17 protein-coding genes are annotated in these 15,994 nt (G+C 74.3%); 7 read left to right on the top strand and 10 right to left on the bottom strand.

Features of this window, described 5'->3' with window-relative positions; translation table 11 throughout:
• Positions 1 to 9: 9 nt before the first annotated feature.
• Both AB0I11_RS12145 and AB0I11_RS12140 read left to right on the top strand, forming a co-directional pair.
• Positions 10 to 1,557 carry a hypothetical protein gene (locus AB0I11_RS12145; RefSeq protein ID WP_357317713.1) on the top strand — a complete coding sequence of 516 codons (1,548 nt, stop codon included), beginning with the start codon at positions 10 to 12 and terminating at the stop codon, positions 1,555 to 1,557.
• A gap of 34 nt (positions 1,558 to 1,591) precedes the next feature.
• Entirely contained in the window at positions 1,592 to 2,482 is an 891-nt protein-coding gene (locus tag AB0I11_RS12140) for a 3-methyladenine DNA glycosylase (protein WP_357317706.1), read from the top strand.
• Between the two features lie 193 nt (positions 2,483 to 2,675).
• Here AB0I11_RS12140 and AB0I11_RS12135 read toward each other — a convergent pair whose 3' ends face one another.
• From AB0I11_RS12135 to AB0I11_RS12095, 9 genes are all read right to left on the bottom strand, one after another.
• On the bottom strand, positions 2,676 to 3,824 hold the full coding sequence (locus tag AB0I11_RS12135) for a cellulose binding domain-containing protein (protein WP_357317700.1): 1,149 nt from the start codon (positions 3,822 to 3,824) through the stop codon (positions 2,676 to 2,678).
• 110 nt (positions 3,825 to 3,934) lie between these two features.
• Positions 3,935 to 4,507, bottom strand: a complete 573-nt coding sequence (locus tag AB0I11_RS12130; protein WP_357317697.1) for a GNAT family protein — start codon at positions 4,505 to 4,507, stop codon at positions 3,935 to 3,937.
• Between the two features lie 176 nt (positions 4,508 to 4,683).
• Positions 4,684 to 5,109 (bottom strand): alternative ribosome rescue aminoacyl-tRNA hydrolase ArfB, encoded by a 426-nt coding sequence (gene arfB / locus AB0I11_RS12125; protein ID WP_357317692.1) that lies wholly within the window; start codon positions 5,107 to 5,109, stop codon positions 4,684 to 4,686.
• A gap of 10 nt (positions 5,110 to 5,119) precedes the next feature.
• A complete protein-coding gene (locus tag AB0I11_RS12120) occupies positions 5,120 to 5,428 on the bottom strand; it encodes a hypothetical protein (RefSeq protein WP_357317688.1) in 309 nt (102 codons plus the stop codon).
• 112 nt (positions 5,429 to 5,540) lie between these two features.
• Positions 5,541 to 6,401 (bottom strand): trypsin-like peptidase domain-containing protein, encoded by an 861-nt coding sequence (locus tag AB0I11_RS12115; protein ID WP_357317685.1) that lies wholly within the window; start codon positions 6,399 to 6,401, stop codon positions 5,541 to 5,543.
• Between the two features lie 47 nt (positions 6,402 to 6,448).
• On the bottom strand, positions 6,449 to 7,408 hold the full coding sequence (locus AB0I11_RS12110) for a VWA domain-containing protein (protein ID WP_357317680.1): 960 nt from the start codon (positions 7,406 to 7,408) through the stop codon (positions 6,449 to 6,451).
• Positions 7,405 to 8,415, bottom strand: a complete 1,011-nt coding sequence (locus AB0I11_RS12105) for a DUF58 domain-containing protein (protein WP_357317673.1) — start codon at positions 8,413 to 8,415, stop codon at positions 7,405 to 7,407. Before AB0I11_RS12105 ends, AB0I11_RS12110 begins: the two co-directional genes overlap by 4 nt.
• Positions 8,412 to 9,461: a MoxR family ATPase gene (locus AB0I11_RS12100; RefSeq protein ID WP_357317666.1), complete on the bottom strand. Its 1,050-nt coding sequence runs from the start codon at positions 9,459 to 9,461 to the stop codon at positions 8,412 to 8,414. Before AB0I11_RS12100 ends, AB0I11_RS12105 begins: the two co-directional genes overlap by 4 nt.
• 198 nt (positions 9,462 to 9,659) lie before the next feature.
• On the bottom strand, positions 9,660 to 10,193 hold the full coding sequence (locus AB0I11_RS12095) for a hypothetical protein (RefSeq protein ID WP_357317661.1): 534 nt from the start codon (positions 10,191 to 10,193) through the stop codon (positions 9,660 to 9,662).
• A gap of 423 nt (positions 10,194 to 10,616) precedes the next feature.
• Here AB0I11_RS12095 and AB0I11_RS12090 point away from each other — a divergent pair, with 423 nt between their 5' ends.
• Positions 10,617 to 11,555 (top strand): endonuclease/exonuclease/phosphatase family protein, encoded by a 939-nt coding sequence (locus tag AB0I11_RS12090; protein ID WP_357317799.1) that lies wholly within the window; start codon positions 10,617 to 10,619, stop codon positions 11,553 to 11,555.
• Positions 11,556 to 11,580: 25 nt separating this feature from the next.
• Here the strand turns inward: AB0I11_RS12090 and cimA are convergent, their stop codons facing one another.
• Positions 11,581 to 13,161 carry a citramalate synthase gene (gene cimA / locus AB0I11_RS12085; protein ID WP_357317655.1) on the bottom strand — a complete coding sequence of 527 codons (1,581 nt, stop codon included), beginning with the start codon at positions 13,159 to 13,161 and terminating at the stop codon, positions 11,581 to 11,583.
• 360 nt (positions 13,162 to 13,521) lie between these two features.
• Between cimA and AB0I11_RS12080 the strand changes: the two genes are divergently transcribed.
• From AB0I11_RS12080 to AB0I11_RS12065, 4 genes are all read left to right on the top strand, one after another.
• Positions 13,522 to 14,082 (top strand): peroxiredoxin, encoded by a 561-nt coding sequence (locus AB0I11_RS12080; RefSeq protein ID WP_357317650.1) that lies wholly within the window; start codon positions 13,522 to 13,524, stop codon positions 14,080 to 14,082.
• A gap of 2 nt (positions 14,083 to 14,084) precedes the next feature.
• Positions 14,085 to 14,615 (top strand): carboxymuconolactone decarboxylase family protein, encoded by a 531-nt coding sequence (locus AB0I11_RS12075; protein ID WP_357317645.1) that lies wholly within the window; start codon positions 14,085 to 14,087, stop codon positions 14,613 to 14,615.
• A gap of 90 nt (positions 14,616 to 14,705) precedes the next feature.
• Positions 14,706 to 15,164: a PRC-barrel domain-containing protein gene (locus tag AB0I11_RS12070; protein ID WP_357317640.1), complete on the top strand. Its 459-nt coding sequence runs from the start codon at positions 14,706 to 14,708 to the stop codon at positions 15,162 to 15,164.
• A 65-nt stretch (positions 15,165 to 15,229) separates the two neighbouring features.
• The gene (locus AB0I11_RS12065) at positions 15,230 to 15,970 is read left to right on the top strand and encodes a tyrosine-protein phosphatase (protein ID WP_357317634.1); all 741 of its coding nucleotides are present in this window, start codon (positions 15,230 to 15,232) and stop codon (positions 15,968 to 15,970) included.
• The last annotated feature ends 24 nt before the right edge of the window (positions 15,971 to 15,994 follow it).

Below are 15,994 nucleotides of genomic sequence, written 5' to 3'. Positions count from 1 at the left end.
TTCGTTCGTATGCCTGCATCGAGACGACACCACAGGGCCCTGGCCGTGATCGTGAACTGCCTCGGCGTCCTCGCCGCCCTACCGACGCTCGCCCCGGCGACGCCCGGCGCGGCGGCCGCCCCCACCCGACCGGCGATGGCACCGGCGAAGCCGGCGACCCCACCCGCCCGGCCGGCGACGGCACCGGCCACCCCGGCCGCGTCCCCGACGGGACCCGCCGCACCGGCGGCGACACCGGGCGCGGCGGCGGCAGCGGCGGTCGCGTCCGCGCAACCGGTGGCCGCGCCCGGGCAACCGGCGGCGGCACCCGCGCCGGCGGAGCGGGCCACGCCGATCCCGACCGGGATGCCGGCGGCGCCGCCCGCGGTGGCACCGACCAAACCGGCGCCGATCCAGCTGTCGAAACCGCCGGTCACCGTGGCGGTGACCCCCGCCGGCACGGCGACACCGAGATACCAGATCCAGGTACGCAACGCCGGCAACACGATGGTCGAGACCACGGTCCGGCAGGAGGTGCCGGCCGGCGCGACGACCACCGGCGTGACCGGCGGCGGCCGGACCACCGGCACCATCGGCTCGGCCGGCGCCAGCGAGGTGACCTGGCGGCTGCGGCTGCCGGCGCAGAGCACCACCACGCTGGACACCGCGTTCAGCGGGACCCCGGGAGGCGGGTCGGTGACCGCGCCCACCTGCGTCTACGGCTCCGACGGCACCCGCCCGTACGACTGCACGACGGCAACCTGGACCGGCCCCGCCGCCGCGGTCCCGGCGGCGCAGGTGACCGCGGCGCCGGCCTGGCGACGTCCCCCGGTGCTGCTGGCCGCGCTGGCCGCGCTCCTGGTGGTCACCGGCGGCGTGCTCTGGTGGGGGTGGCAGCGGCGCCGGCGGCGCTCCGGGCTGCGGCCGGGCGGGCCGGCGCCGGCCAACGCCGGGATCCCGCCCGTCGTGGGCGGCGCCGCCGGACCGGCGGAACGCGGCACGCTGCATCCCCGCCCCGCCACGCCCAGGGTGGGAGCACGGCGGCGTACCCCGCCGATCTGGCTGGTCGTGGGCGTCGCGGCGGCGGTGCTGGCCGGCGTGGTCGGGGCGGCGGCATGGACGGCCACCCAGCGGGTCGCCGCGATCGACACCACCAAGCAGCCGACCAGCGGCGCGTGGCTGGGCAGCAGCGTCACCGGCCCGGTCGGGATGCCGCTGCGGGAGACCGCGTTCGAGTTCACCGTCTACCGGGTGGCCTGCGGGGTCGGGGAGCTGCCGTCGACCCAGCACGGGCGGCAGTGCCTGGCCACGGTCGGGGTGCGCAACCTCACCCCGGGCGAACAGACCTGGCACGGGCAGCTCCAGCGGGCGTACCTGCCGGGCGGCAGCTGGGTGGCCGCCGACGAGGACGCCACCCGGGTGGCCAACCTCGGCCGGGACGTGTTCGCGCAACCGGTCGCCGCGGGCAGCCGGGTGCTCCTGCCGCTGGTCTTCACGCTCCAGGGCGACCAGCCGCCGAAACAGCTGGAGCTGCGCAGCGGGGTGTTCTCCGCCGGCGTCCGGGTGGACGTGGCCTGACCGGGGGCGGGGTGGCGGTCGTACCCTGGGGGCCGTGACCGCCGCCCTCGCCCCCGCCGCCGCGCTCGACGCGGCCGACTGGCAGGCCCGGCGTCGCGCCCACGAGGAGCGGGTCGACGCCTGGCTGGCGCCGCACCTGGCCCGCCGCCGCAGCGGGGTGAAGCACCCGGTGGAGGACTTCCTCTTCACCTACTACTCGCACCGCCCGGCGCAGCTGCGCCGCTGGCACCCGGGCACGGGGGTGGTGCTGCGGGACGCGGACCCGGCGGAGTTCGGACCGGACTACCGCGCCGGCGCCGCCGGGCTCACCCTCGACACCGAGCGGGTACGCTCCCGGCGCGCCGAGTCGATCTCCTGGATCCGGACGCTGCTCGCGGCGACCGCCGGCCGCCCCGCCCAACTGGGCTGCTTCGGCATGCACGAGTGGGCGATGGTCTACCGGCAGACCCAGGACGAGGTACGCCACAACGCCTGGCCGCTGCGGCTCAGCCCGGCGGCGACCGCCGCGGTGGTCGAGGAGCGGGGTGTGCGGTGCAGCCACTTCGACGCGTTCCGGTTCTTCACCGCGCCGGCCCGGCCGCTGAACGTGCTCACCCCGACCCGGGACAGCCAGCACGCGCTGGAGCAGCCGGGCTGCCTGCACGCCAACATGGACCTCTACAAGTGGGCCTACAAGCTCTCGCCCCTGGTCTGCTCGGAACTGGTCGCCGACTGCTTCGCGCTGGCGCGGGAGATCCGCACGCTGGACATGCGCGCCTCCCCGTACGACCTGGCCGAGCTGGGCTACCCGCCGGTGCGGGTGGAGACCATGGCCGGCCGGCAGGAGTACGCGCAGGCCCAGCGGTCCTTCGCCGAACGGGCCGCCCCGCTGCGCCAGCGCCTGCTGGCCGAGTGCGACCGGCTCCTCGCCGCCGCACCCGACTGACCGCCGCCACGCCCCGGGCCGCCACGCCCCGGGCCGACACGTCCGGGCCGACGTCCTTGTGAAGGCCGGATTGCGCCATAGTGTGGCTTCCGAGCGCCCGGAGACCACGCCTTTCCGCAAACCGTGCGCCGGCCGCGCCGCCAGCGGCGGCGCGGCCGGGCCGGGGTGAGGCCCGGGTGGGCCTGGCGGGGCGTCAGCCGGCGGTGCAGGTCAACGGCACCATGATCGGGCTGCCGTCGGCCAGGAATCCCCAACTGGTCTGCGCGGCCGGGGCCAGGGTGCCGTTCCAGCCGGCATTGCGGGCGGTCACCGCGGTGCCGGTCTGGGTCAGCTCGGCGCCCCACGCCTGGATGATCCGCTGACCGGCGGGAAGCGTGAAGCGCACCGTCCAGCCGCCGATCGGGGCGCTACCGGGGTTGGCCACGGTGACCTCGCCCTGGAAGCCGCCCGGCCACTGCCCGGCGGTCCGGTAGGTGGCCGCGCAGCCGCCCGCCGGGGTGGGCGTCGGGCCACCGGACGGGCTCGTCGTCGGTGACGGCGTCGGGCCACCGGTAGGGCTCACCGTCGGCGTCGGCGTCGGGCCGCCGGTCGGGCTCACCGTCGGCGTCGGGGTGCTTCGGCCCAGCGCGGCGGTGAGCGCCGGGTACCAGCGGTCGGACATCTTCTGGTCGCCGGCGGCGTTCGGGTGCACTCCGTCGTAGGTGTCGGTGGCGGTGTTGAAGCCGGTCCACTGGTCGACCACCACGACCGGGGAGGCCGCCGTCGTCTTGCCGGCGGCCCAGCCGTCGATGGCGGCGTTCAGGGCGACCACCCGCTGGCCGCACTCCGCGCAGGTCGGCGGGTTCATTGGGATGATCTTCGCGACCAGCACGGCCATGGCCGGGTTGCTGGCCCGCATCTGGTCCACCAGCCTCGAGTACGCGGCCAGGATGGTGGTCGGCGCGATGTTGCTCCACACGTCGTTGGTGCCGAAGTGCGTGAGCACCACGTCGGGGCGGGTCGCGTTGAGCCAGCCGGGCAGCAGGTTCTGGTTGGCGACGTTGGTCACCAGGTAGCCGCCGTGTCCCTCGTTGTCCCCGTCGTACGGCACCGAACAGCCCTGCGGGCCGAGCGTGCCGACGAAGTCGACGTCGGGGTAGCCGGTGGTCTGCAGGCGGTTCCAGAGGAGCGCCCGCCAGCAGCCCGGCGACCCGGTGATGGAGTCACCGAGCGGCATGACGCGGACCGGGGTCGCGGCCGCCGCGGCCGGCGGCGCCGTCGAGACGAGGGCCAGCCCGAGGGCGAGCGCGGGAAGGAGGGCGGCGAGCGCGACGAGCGCGGCGCGCAGCGGGGTACGGGGCATGGGAACGGGTCTCCTGTCACGTGACGAGGTGGTCGGTGACGGCCCTGATGCTCCCGTGGGTATTGAAGCGGTTCGACGCCCGCCGCTCAACCCGGTCCCGTCTGCCGGACTCAGCCCTCGGGGTGGCCCCGGTGCCGCGCCCACTCCGGGGCGAGGATCGACATCACCGTGGCGTCCACCCAACCGTCGTGGTCCCGGAGCACCTGCCGCAGCGTGCCCTCGGCCACGAAACCGATCTTCTCGTACACCCGGCGGGCGCGCGGGTTGAACGCGAACACCTCCAGTGAGATGCGGTGCAGGTCGAGCCGCTCGAAGCCGTACCCGACGATCAGCCGGGCCGCCTCGGTGCCGAGCCCTCGGCCCCGGCCGGCCGCCCCGATCAGGGTGCGGAAGTTCGCGGCGCGGTTGCCCGGGTCCCACTCGTTGAGCACCACCTCGCCGACGCAGGCACCGCTCTCCCGGTCCACCACGGCCAGGTCGAGCCGGTCGGTCTGCGCGCCGCGGCTGCCGTACCAGTCGCGGAGCCGGTCCAGGTCGAACTCGCGCTGCGGGCTGCCGGTCAGCCAGATCACCTCCGGGTCGGCGAGGATGGCCTGGAAGGTGACGGCGTCGTCGGCGGTCAGCGGGCGCAGCAGCACCCGCTCGCCGGCCAGCACGGGCTTGGTGGCGAAGTCGGTCGGCACCGGCGGATTCTCGGCGGCGGCCGCCGACCACGGCAAATCGTTTCCGGCCCGACGGCGACCACCGACGCGACCACGGACGGCGACCACCGGCGGCGACCATGCACGGCGGCCATGGACGTCGACCACGGCGGCCACCGGCACGGCCCACGGGCCGGCGACCACGGACGCTCGGCGGGTCAGTCGCCGTCCACCCGGCGGTCGCGTTTGCGCTGGGACTGGCGTTTCTTCTCGGCCAACCGGCGTTCCTTCGCGCCCCGGGACGGCCGGGTGGGGCGGCGGGGCTTCGGCGGCGGGGCGACCGCCTCACCCAGCAGGGCGGCCAGCCGCTCCCGGGCGGCCTCCCGGTTGGCCAGCTGGGCGCGGTGCTCGCTGGCGGCCACGGTGAGCACGCCGTCGACCAGCCGGCCGGCGAGCCGGTCCAGGGCGCGGGTGCGCAGCGGCTCGGGCACGCTGGGCGAACCGGCCAGGTCGAAGCTCAGCTCCACCCGGGAGTCGGTGGTGTTGACCCCCTGCCCGCCCGGCCCGGAGGACCGGGAGAAGCGCTCCCGCAGCTCGTTCTCGGGGATCACGAGCCGGTCCGTCACCCGCAGTCCGCCGTCCACGCCCCCGAGGCTAACGCCCCGAGCGGTGCACCGGGGAGTGGGTCACGGTCGGGGTCGGGGTGGGCCCGGGACCGGCCCGTTCGTGATCGTTTCCGGCGGCCGCGTACGCCGCCGCGCCGACCAGCAGCAACGCGATCACGCCGATCTTGGTGATCGCCGCGCGGGTGGCCACCCAGGCGGTGCGCCGCGCGCCGGGCACGCTGGTCCGGATGGTCCGGTAGTCCTTCCAGCCCCGCTTCGCGCGGGCGTACGCCGCGCCGACACCGGCGCCGATGACCAGGCCCACCACGAGGAGGGCCGCGATGACAGCTTGCTCCACCCACGCCAGTATCCATACTCAGCGTAATATTTCCATGGCCCGATGGTCCCGCGCCGGATATCCGACACTTCCCGCCCGCCGCGTCCACCCAGGTCAGGGCCGCGGCGGGCGGTCAGCCGCCCCGTCCGATGATGGTGTCCGCGGTGTGCTGGACCTGGTCGATCGGGATGGCGAAGCCGATGCCGATCGAGCCGTTGCCGTCGATGGTGGCGATGGCGGTGTTCACCCCGACCACCTCACCCCGGGCGTTGACCAGCGGCCCGCCGGAGTTGCCGGGGTTGATGGACGCGTCGGTCTGCACCGCGGTGTGCCGGCCGTTGCCGATGCGTACCTGGCGGTTGAGCGCGCTGACGATACCGGCGGTGACCGTGCCGGCCAGGCCGAGCGGCGAGCCGACCGCCAGCACCGGCTCGCCCACCCGGGTCGAGTTCGGTTTGGCCAGCGGCAGCGGCGACAGCCCGGCCGACGCGGGCACCTTGAGCACCGCCAGGTCGCTGGCCGGCTCCCGCCCCACCACCTCGGCGGTGAACCGGCGGCCGTCCGAGGTCTCCACGGTCACCGGTCCGGAGCCGCCGCGGGCCAGGATGTGGTCGTTGGTGACGATGTGCTGCTCGCGGTCGATGGCGAAACCGGACCCGCTGGCCGAGGAGCCGGAGGCCCCGCCGACCATCACCGAGACCACCCCCGGCACGGTCTTCTCGGCGGCGGTGACCAGCTCCGCCGGGACCGGCGCCGCCGAGGCCGCCGCCGGTCCGGGCACGTCCCGGTCGGCCGCCCAGGTGCCGGCCGCCGCCCCGGAGACCGTGGAGAGGGCCACCACGGCCATGGCGCTGAGCAACCGGCCGCGCCAGCCCGGCCGTCCCCCGCCCCGCTCCGAGCCGGGTACGTCCCACCGTCCGCGCCCGTCCGGGTCCAGCTCCGGCGAGACGAACCACGGTCCGCGCGGTTCGCCGAGTCCGGTCTGCACTGCCATACCTGGCTCCTCACGTGTCCAGCGTGCTGCGTCGCGGGTGGTGCCGATCAGGGCAGGCGGGAGAACCACCGCAGCGATCCGGCGGCCGCGCCCATGGCGAGCACCAGGCCCAGGCCGATGAAGCGGGCGGAGATGTCCTGCCGTTCCTTGCGGTAGCCGACCGACGTGCCGATGTCCTCGTAGACGGCACGCAGCTCGGCGCTGGTGGAGGCCTCGTGGAAGCCGCCGCCGGTCTCCTCGGCGACCGCCCGGAGGGTCTGCCCGTCGACCGGCACCTGGATCGCCCGGCCGCCCCGGTCGACGAACCCGGACGGGGTACCGAAGGAGATGGTGTGCACCGGCACCTTGTCCGCCACGGCCTGCTCGGCCGCCTCCATCGGATCCATCCCGGAGGTGTTCGCCCCGTCGGAGAGGATGATGATGCGGGCCGGCGGCGGGTTCTTCGCGGCCGAGGCGTCCAGGCTCTTCACCGCGCCGAGCGAGGTGCTGATCGCTTCTCCGATGGCGGTGCCCTGGACGCCGGTGGCTCCCTCCGCCAGCCGTTCGATTCCCTCGTGCAGGGCGTCCCGGTCGGTGCTCGGCGGCACCAGCACCGCCGCGCTGCCGGCGAAGGCGACCAGGCCGACGTTGAACTCGTCGGGCAGGCCGTCGACGAATCGGCGGGCGGCCTGCTTGGCGGCGGTCAGCCGGTCCGGGTCGACGTCGCCGGCGAGCATCGAGGTGGAGACGTCCACCGCCACCATCACGGTGGCCCGCTCGCGGGGCACCCGCACCTCGGCGCTGGGCCGGGCGAAGCCGACCACCAGCAGCGCCAGCATGGCCAGGAAGAGACCCGCCGGTACGTGTCGCCGCCAGGCCGGCCGCTGCGGCGCCACCCGGTCCAGCAGCCGCAGGTTGGTGAACCGGACCGCGTACCGGCTCTGCCGGCGCTGCATCACCAGGTAGCCGGCGACGAGGGCGGCGACGCCGAGCAGGAGCCAGAGCCGCCCCGGTGACTGCCAGGTCATCCGCGACCTCCGCGGGACGCGGCCGGCGCGGTGGCCAGCCGACGCTGGGTGTGCACGTGCCGCACGATGTCGGCGCTCCAGTCCCGGTCGGTGCGCAGCGCCAGGTGGGTCGCCCCGGACCGGCGCAGCGCCTGGCGCAGCTGGTCCCGCTGGGCGGTGGCGGCCTGCGCGTACCGCTCCCGGAGGGTGGGGTCGCCGGTCCAGACCTCGCGGCGCCGGCCGGTCTCCGGGTCGACCAGGGTGACCAGGCCGACGTCGGGCAGTTCCAGCTCGCGCGGGTCGGTCACCTCGACGGCGAGCACCTGGTGCCGGACGGCGAGCCGGCGCAGCGCGGCCTCCCAGGGCGGAGCGGCGTCCGGGTCGTCCGGCAGCCCGTCCAGGAAGTCGGAGACGACGACCACCAGCCCGCGCCGGGTCGCCATCCGCTGCACGCCGGCCAGGCCGTCGACCAGCGTGGGCGGGACGGCCCGTGCCCCCGGCCGGTCCACGTCGTAGCCGCCGTGCCGGGGCGCGGCCAGCAGGGCCCGGAGCAGGCCGAACAGGTGGGTACGCCCGTTGCGGGCCGGGAACCGGCGGATGCCGTCCGGCGCGAGCACCTGGGCGCCGAGGCGGTTGCCGACGCCGGCGGTGAGGAAGCCGACCGCCGCCACGGCGGCCACCGCGAGTTCCCGCTTGTCCAGGGCGGCCGTGCCGTACTCCATGCTCGGGCTGGCGTCGACCAGCAGCCAGGTGGTCAGCTCCCGGTCCGCGTCGACCTCGCGGACGTGCGGCACGGTGGTCCGGGCGGTGACCGCCCAGTCCATCCGGCGCACCTCGTCCTCGCCGGGCCGGTACTCGCGGCTGCCGGACACCTCGCTGCCGGGGCCGGGCAGCAGGCCCCGGTACTGGCCGTGCAGCAGCCCGTCCAGTCGGCGGGAGACGGTCAGCTCCAGCCGGCGCAGCCGCTGGTCGGGGGCCAGGTCGGCCAGGCCCGGCTCGGGCCGGGTCGCGACGGTCCGGCGGCTCATGCCGCCGCCAGGTCGGCCGCCACCTCGGCCTGCCCGGAGACCACCCGGGGCGGTGGCACCGCCTCGACCAGCCGGCGTACCACCGACTCGGCGGAGACGCCGTCGGCCACCGCGTCGAAGGAGAGCACCAGCCGGTGGGCGAGGACGTCGACGGCCAGTTCGCGGACGTCCTCGGGCAGGACGTACTCCCGGCCCCGGATCAGGGCCTGGGCACGGGCCGCGGCGACCAGGCCGAGGGTGGCCCGGGGGCTGGCCCCGTACGCCAGCAGCGGGGCGACCTCCGCCAACCCGAACCGGCCCGGGTCGCGGGTGGCCAGGATGAGCCGGACGACGTACTCGGCGAGGGCGTGGTGGACGAAGATGTCGGCGGCCCGGCGCTGGAGCGCACGCAGCCGGACCGGGTCGAGGACCTGCCGGGGGGTGGGCCGGCTGGCGCTCATCCGGTAGAGGATGGCGAGTTCGTCGGCATCGCTCGGGTAGTCGACGACGACCTTCATGAGGAACCGGTCGCGCTGCGCCTCGGGCAGTTGGTAGACGCCCTCGGACTCGATCGGGTTCTGGGTGGCCAGCACCAGGAACGGTTCCGGGACCGGCCAGCTCCGCCCGCCGATCGACACCTGCCGCTCGGCCATCGCCTCCAGCAGCGCCGACTGCACCTTGGCCGGGGCGCGGTTGATCTCGTCGGCGAGCACCAGGTTCGCCATGATGGGACCCAGCTCGACGTCGAAGCTCTCCGTGGAGGCCCGGTAGATGCGGGTGCCGACGATGTCCGACGGGACCAGGTCGGGGGTGAACTGGACCCGGGAGAAGGTGCCGCCGACCACGGTGGCGAGGGTCTGCGCGGCCAGGGTCTTGGCCACTCCGGGTACGCCCTCCAGCAGGCAGTGCCCGCCGGCCACCAGGGCGGTGAGTAGCCGTTCGACGAGCCGATCCTGCCCGACGATCACGCGTTTGACCTCGAGGAGAGTCTGTTCCAGCTCGACGCCGCTAGCGTCGGCCTCGACCGGGCTGGGCACGCTGGCCAGGGTGTCCGAGATGTCCGTCACGGTGCTTGCTTCCCGGGCCGGAGGTCGGACAAACGTCGGATTTTCCGCCCGTGACCGCCCCTTCCCGGCTCGGATCGGGATGACTCCCCCGACCGGGGCGCAATGGCGCGGGCGGCGCCGGGCGGCGCAGCCGGGAACAGACCGGCCGGAAAGGGCACCGGCCCCCGCCGTCGGCGGGGGCCGGCACCTCGACGCGGGTCAGTTGTGGATGGCCAGGTGGAACGAGCGGTCCGCGGCGTTCCCCGACGAGCTGCGGGTCTGCACGAAGACGGCGTTCGAGATCAGGTAGCGGGGCGCGACCGCGACCTCGCCCGACGGCGGGACGTTCGCCGCGTCGTTGGTCCCGATGGTGGCCGTGAACGCCTTCGAGTGCACGTCGTAGTCGAGGATGACCTCGTACTGTCCCGCGCCGCAGCAGGTGAAGCGCTGGGCCGAGACCACGTTCGCGGAGTGCTGGAGCAGCACGCCGTTGGCGCTGACCACCGCCCACGCGGCGGTGCCGGCGGGCGGCGGCGCCAGGCTGGCCCGCATCGCCGCCTGCGCGCGGCGGGCGGCGGCGGCGGTCACCGGCGGCTGGCTCCCGGAGCCGGGCTGGCGGGCACCGGGCTGGGCGGAGCTGGTCGGGGCCTTGGCGCTGGGCTGGGCCGCGACGGCGATGCCGCCACCGGCCAGGGTGAGGGTCAGGACGGCGAGGGCCACCACCGTCGCCTTGGGTCTGAAGAATGTCGCCATGACAGGTCTCCCTATTCGTGACCGTGGTGATCCGACCCGACCCGAGACCGGGCCGGGCGGCTGTGGCGAGCGCCGGGCGCAGCCTTTGGCAGATCATCGGAAATCTGCTTCACGCGCACCGTAATCGTCGGCCGAACCGACCTACCGCACCCGGCTTGAACTGGGGATACTACGGAGAGTCGCGACGTCTCAACCAGGTGGAAACTAGCACTGGAAAATGGGTACGGTCAATAGTTCGCATTTAGCGTGTCGACCACTGAACGGCACTCTTCGGAATTGTGAAAAGCGAGCGGAACGCCATTCACGAAATGGTCGCGCCGGGCGGTGGGACACCCGGCGTGCCCCGCCGGCCGGTACGGTGACGCGGTGACCGCCCTGATCCGCGCCGAACGGACCTCCACCCGGGCGCGCCGGGCCACGACGGTGGGCTGCTGGCTCGCCGTGCTGCCCGCGGCGGCCTGGGCGGTGCTCCGCCTCGCCGGCCTGGAGCGCGGGCCGCTGGTGCAGGCGGTCGCCTTCACCCCGTACGTCGCCGCCGGCGCCCTGCTGCCGCTGGCGCTGGCGCTCGCCCTGCGCCGGACCGCCCCGGCGGTGGTCGCGGCGCTCGCCGCGCTGGCGCTGGTCGGCGCGGTGGCGCCCCGGGCGGTCGGCGCGGCGCAGCCGGCGGTCGGCGGGCCGACCCTGCGGCTGCTCACCGCCAACCTGCTGGTCGGCGGCGCCGACCCGGCGGTGCTGGTCGGCCTGGTCCGGGACCAGCGGGTCGACGTGCTGGCCGTGCAGGAGTTCACCCCCGGCATCGCCGCCGAGCTGGACCGGCTGGGGCTGGCCACGCTGCTGCCGTACCGGGTCCTCAACCCGGAGGTCGGCACCACCGGCTCCGGCCTGTACGCCCGCTACCCGCTGGGCGAGGGCGGGTTCCGGCGCAACGCGGGCTTCGCCTTCACCCAGGCCCACGGGACCCTGGCGGTGCCGGGCGCGCCACCGCTGCGGGTGGAGTCGGCGCACCCGGCCGCGCCGTACGCCGTCGAGGTGGTGCCGGACTGGTGGACCGACCTGCGCGCCCAGCCGCCCGCCACGCCCCGCGGGCGGCTGAGCGTGCTGGCCGGCGACTTCAACGCGACCCTCGACCACGCACCGCTGCGCGACCTCATCGCCACCGGGTACGTGGACGCCGCCGACCAGGTGGGCGCCGGGCTCGCCGGCACCTGGGGCCCGTACGACGGCGACCCGATCCCACCGGTCACCATCGACCACGTGCTGGCCGACCGGCGCATCGCGGTCCGCTCGGTCGACACGCACCGGCTGCCCGGCAGCGACCACCGGGCCGTCCTGGCCGAGCTGCGGCTGCCCGCCGCCGGCTGAGCCGGCCCGGGAACCGAATCCGGTCTCAGACCCGGGCCCGGTCCAGTCCGTAGCTGAGCGCGTCCACGAGGGCGTGCCAGCTCGCCTCGACCACGTTGGGGTGCACCCCCACGGTGGTCCAGTCCCGACCGGCGCCGGCGGTCTCCACCAGCACCCGGGTGACCGCGCCGGTGCCGTGGCTGCCCTCCAGGATGCGGACCTTGTAGTCGGCCAGCTCGAACTCGCGCAGCTCCGGGTAGTGCCGGGCGAGCGCCACCCGCAGCGCCTCGTCCAGCGCGTTGACCGGGCCGTTGCCCTCGGCGGTGGCGATCACCCGCTCGCCGCGTACCCGGATCTTCACGGTGGCCTCGGAGACCACCGCGCCGTCCTCGCGGTGTTCGACCAGCACCCGGTACGACTCCAGGGCGAACGGGCGCGGCACGGCCCGGTCCGGCAGCTCGGCGCGGACCAGCAGCTCGAAGGAGGCGTCGGCGGCCTCGAACGACCAGCCGCCGGCCTCCAGCTCCTTGACCCGCTTGGTGACCGTGGCGAGCGCCTCCGGATGGCCGGCCAGATCCACACCCAGCTCGCGGCTCTTGAGCTCGATGCTGGCCCGGCCGGCCATCTCGGTCACCAGGATCCGCATGTCGTTGCCCACCACCGCCGGGTCGACGTGGTTGTAGAGCAACGGGTCGACCTTGATCGCGCTCGCGTGCAGCCCCGCCTTGTGGGCGAAGGCGGCGGCCCCGACGTACGCCTGGTGGGTGTCGGGGGCGATGTTGGCGATCTCGGCGATGGCGTGCGAGACCCGCACCATCTGTTCCAGGCAGCCCTCCGGTAGGACGGGCATGCCGAGCTTGAGCTGGAGGTTGGCCACGACCGCGAAGAGGTCCGCGTTGCCGGGGCGCTCGCCGTACCCGTTGGCGGTGCCCTGGACGTGCCGGACGCCGGCCTCGACCGCGGCGATCGTGTTGGCCACCGCGCAGGCGGTGTCGTTCTGGGCGTGCATGCCGAGCCGGGCCGGGTCGATCCCGGTCCGCGCGGTGAGGCCGGTGATCGCGGCGGTGACCTGCGACGGGAGCATCCCGCCGTTGGTGTCGCAGAGGACGAACCGCTCGGCCCCGGCGGCGAGCGCGGTCTCCGCCACGGCGGCGGTGTACGCCGGGTCGTGCCGGTAGCCGTCGTAGAAGTGCTCCCCGTCGACGAAGACCCGCCGCCCCTGCGCCACCAGGTACGCGACCGTGTCGCGGATCATGGCCAGGTTCTCCTCGGCGGTGGTGCGCAGCGCCCGCTCGACGTGGCGCAGGTCCGCCTTGGCGACCAGCGCCACGGCCGGGGTCTCCGCGTCGAGCAGCCCGCGCACCTGTGGGTCGGCGTCGACCGCGAGGCCGGCCTTGCGGGTGGCCCCGAAGGCGACCAGGACGGCGTGCTTCAGGTCCAGCTCGGTCCGGGCCCGCCGGAAGAACTCGGTGTCCTTCGGTACGGCGCCCGGCCAGCCCCCCTCGATGAAGCCGACCCCGAGGTCGTCGAGCAGGCGGGCCACCGCGAGCTTGTCGACGACCGAGTAGCTGAGCCCTTCGCGCTGCGCGCCGTCGCGCAACGTCGTGTCGTACACCTGGAAGGTCATGGGAGTCCTCGTCTCGAACCTGCGGGAGCAACAAAAAGACCCCCCGCGGATGCGGGAGGTCTGCGCGCTCGGCGGGAGGGATGCCGGCGCGCTAGCTGCCAATGATCAGGACGGAGCTGGTCACGACGGCCACTCTGCCACTCCGCTCCCGATTTTGGGAGGGAAAACCCACATCCCGGGACGGTGACTCTGGGTGGTGAATTGCCGCGCGGCGGCGAGATCCGCCGCCGCGACCGACCCCGGTGATCGACTTCACAAGTCATCCGGCCGCCGAGCGGCGCAAACCCGGCTGCGGAAGTATCTGGAACTAATCAAGTTACCGGCCTCGCGCCGCTGACAAACCGCTGTCTAGGAGGACCCGTGCTCACCGTCGGTGACCGCTTCCCCGAGTACGAACTCACCGCCTGCGTGTCGCTCGACGCCGACCAGGCGTTCGAGACGATCAACCACAAGTCCTACGAGGGCAAGTGGCGGGTGGTCTTCTTCTGGCCGAAGGACTTCACCTTCATCTGCCCGACCGAGATCGCCGAGTTCGGCCGCCTGAACGGTGAGTTCGCCGACCGGGACGCCCAGGTGCTCGGCGTCTCCGTGGACAACGAGTTCGTCCACTATGCCTGGCGCAAGGACCACCCGGACCTGCGGGAACTGCCCTTCCCGATGCTCAGCGACATCAAGCGCGAGCTGACCGGGGCGTGCGGCGTGCTCGGCGAGGACGGTGTCGCCCAGCGGGCCACCTTCATCGTGGACCCGAACAACGAGATCCAGTTCGCCATGGTGACCGCCGGCTCGGTCGGCCGGAACGTCTCCGAGGTGCTGCGGGTGCTCGACGCCCTGCAGACCGACGAGCTCTGCCCGTGCAACTGGAACAAGGGCGGCGCCACCCTGGACGCCAACGCGCTGCTCGCCGGGACCGGGGCCTGAGCATGGGCCTGGACGCGGTCAAGGCGGCGCTGCCCGAGTACGCCAAGGACATCAAGCTCAACCTCGGCTCGACCGTCGGCACCTCGACGCTGAAGCCGGAGCAGGCCTGGGGCACCGCCCTGGCCTGCGCGGTGGCGGCCCGCAATCCGGTGGTGCTGCGGGAGATCGCCGCCGAGGCGGCCGGACACCTCACACCCGAGGCGGTCGAGGCCGCCAAGGGCGCGGCCGCGATCATGGCGATGAACAACATCTACTACCGGGCCAAGCACCTGATCGGCGACGAGCAGTACGCCTCGATGCCGGCCCGGCTGCGGATGCAGATCATCGCCCGGCCGGGCGTGGAGAAGGGCGACTTCGAGCTCTGGTGCCTCGCCGTCTCGGCGATCACCGGCTGCGGCGTCTGCCTGGAGTCGCACGAGAAGACCCTGCGGGCCGCCGGTTTCACCCGGGAGCAGGTGCACGAAGGGCTGCGGATCGCCGCGGTCGTGCACGCCGCCGCGGTGACACTGGACGCGGAGGCCGCGCTCGCCTGAACCGGCCGGTGTAGCGATCTCCGCACCCGGGTAGGAAGGGATCCGACAGGCACATCCCCCGAGAAAGTCGAGAAAGGGAGTGTTGACGCCATGGAGCGGCTCGACCCTCGAACGACCCACGGGACGCCGGATCCGCTGACCCAGGGTGGTCAGGGCGCCTTCGCGGGCGGCACGCCCGCCGGGCGCTTCGATCCGTGGAGCTACCGGGACGATGCCGGGGTGACCGGCATCGACCTGGTCGGCTACAAGGTGGAGGCGACCGACGGTGGCATCGGCAAGGTGGACCGGGCCAGTCACGAGGTGAACTCCAGTTTCCTCGTGGTGGACACCGGTCCGTGGATCTTCGGTAAGAAGGTCATGTTGCCGGCCGGCACCGTCAACCACGTCGACCACGACGAGCGGAAGGTCTACGTCGACCGGAGCAAGGACCAGATCAAGGCCGCGCCCGAGTACGACGAGTCGACCGACACGGACCCGGCGTACCGGGAGAAGCTCGGCGGTTACTACGACGACACCTACTCGTCGATCCCGCCGGGTACCGCCCGGTAACGGAGAAACCTGCACCGACGGCCGGTGGGACACCGTGGTGTCCCACCGGCCGTTACCGTGTCAGGGTGGACGCCACGGACACCCCGCACCGCAGCCCCTTCCCCGCCCTGTTCAACTTCCGCGACGTCGGCGGTCACCCCGGCCACGACGGCCGCACGGTGCGCCGGGGGCGGCTCTTCCGCTCCGACTCCCTGCACCGCATCGACGAGACCGACCGGGCGGCGTTCACCGCCCTCGGCATCCGCACCGTCGTCGACCTGCGCCGCCCCAGCGAGGTGACCCGCGACGGCCGGGTGCCGGCGTACGACGGGCTCACCTACCGGCACATCCACCCCGAGCACCAGAACTGGTCCGAGGTGCCGTACCAGCAGCACGAGGACCTGGCCCGCTGGCTCGCCGACCGGTACGCGGCGCTCGCGCAGACCGGCACCGCGGGCCTGGCCGAGGCGGTCGGGCTCATCGCGGACAGCGCGAACGCGCCGGTGGTGGTGCACTGCGTGGCCGGGAAGGACCGCACGGGCATCGTCTGCGCGCTCACCCTCGGGGTGCTCGGCGTGGCCGACGACGCGATCGCCGCCGACTACGCGCTCAGCACCGAGGCGTCCGAGCGGTTCAGCGCCTGGATCACCGCCACCATGCCGGAGGCCGATCCGCTGCCCCGCCCGTTCCTCGCCTCCCCCGCCGAGGCGATGACGCTCTTCCTGGCCGAACTGCGCGCCGGGTACGGCTCGATCGAGGGCTACCTGCGCCACGCCGGGGTGACCGACGCCCAGCTCGACGCGCTCCGCGCCCACCTGCTCGCCTGAGGCGCCGCGCGACGGCCGGCACCA

The sequence above is a fragment of the Micromonospora sp. NPDC050495 genome, assembly GCF_040655175.1.
Taxonomy (GTDB): Bacteria; Actinomycetota; Actinomycetes; order Mycobacteriales; family Micromonosporaceae; genus Micromonospora.
The sequence above is the reverse complement of the archived record's forward strand: the minus strand, read 5'-3'. Positions and strand labels throughout refer to the sequence as shown.

Bases quoted from the DNA above. Each gene is read 5' to 3' on its own strand.
- AB0I11_RS12075 (WP_357317645.1), top strand. From the start codon at position 14,085: ATGGGCCTGGACGCGGTCAAGGCGGCGCTGCCCGAGTACGCCAAGGAC.
- AB0I11_RS12135 (WP_357317700.1), bottom strand. From the start codon at position 3,824: ATGCCCCGTACCCCGCTGCGCGCCGCGCTCGTCGCGCTCGCCGCCCTC.
- cimA (WP_357317655.1), bottom strand. From the start codon at position 13,161: ATGACCTTCCAGGTGTACGACACGACGTTGCGCGACGGCGCGCAGCGC.
- AB0I11_RS12070 (WP_357317640.1), top strand. From the start codon at position 14,706: ATGGAGCGGCTCGACCCTCGAACGACCCACGGGACGCCGGATCCGCTG.
- AB0I11_RS12110 (WP_357317680.1), bottom strand. From the start codon at position 7,408: ATGACCTGGCAGTCACCGGGGCGGCTCTGGCTCCTGCTCGGCGTCGCC.
- AB0I11_RS12095 (WP_357317661.1), bottom strand. From the start codon at position 10,193: ATGGCGACATTCTTCAGACCCAAGGCGACGGTGGTGGCCCTCGCCGTC.
- AB0I11_RS12115 (WP_357317685.1), bottom strand. From the start codon at position 6,401: ATGGCAGTGCAGACCGGACTCGGCGAACCGCGCGGACCGTGGTTCGTC.
- AB0I11_RS12145 (WP_357317713.1), top strand. From the start codon at position 10: ATGCCTGCATCGAGACGACACCACAGGGCCCTGGCCGTGATCGTGAAC.
- AB0I11_RS12105 (WP_357317673.1), bottom strand. From the start codon at position 8,415: ATGAGCCGCCGGACCGTCGCGACCCGGCCCGAGCCGGGCCTGGCCGAC.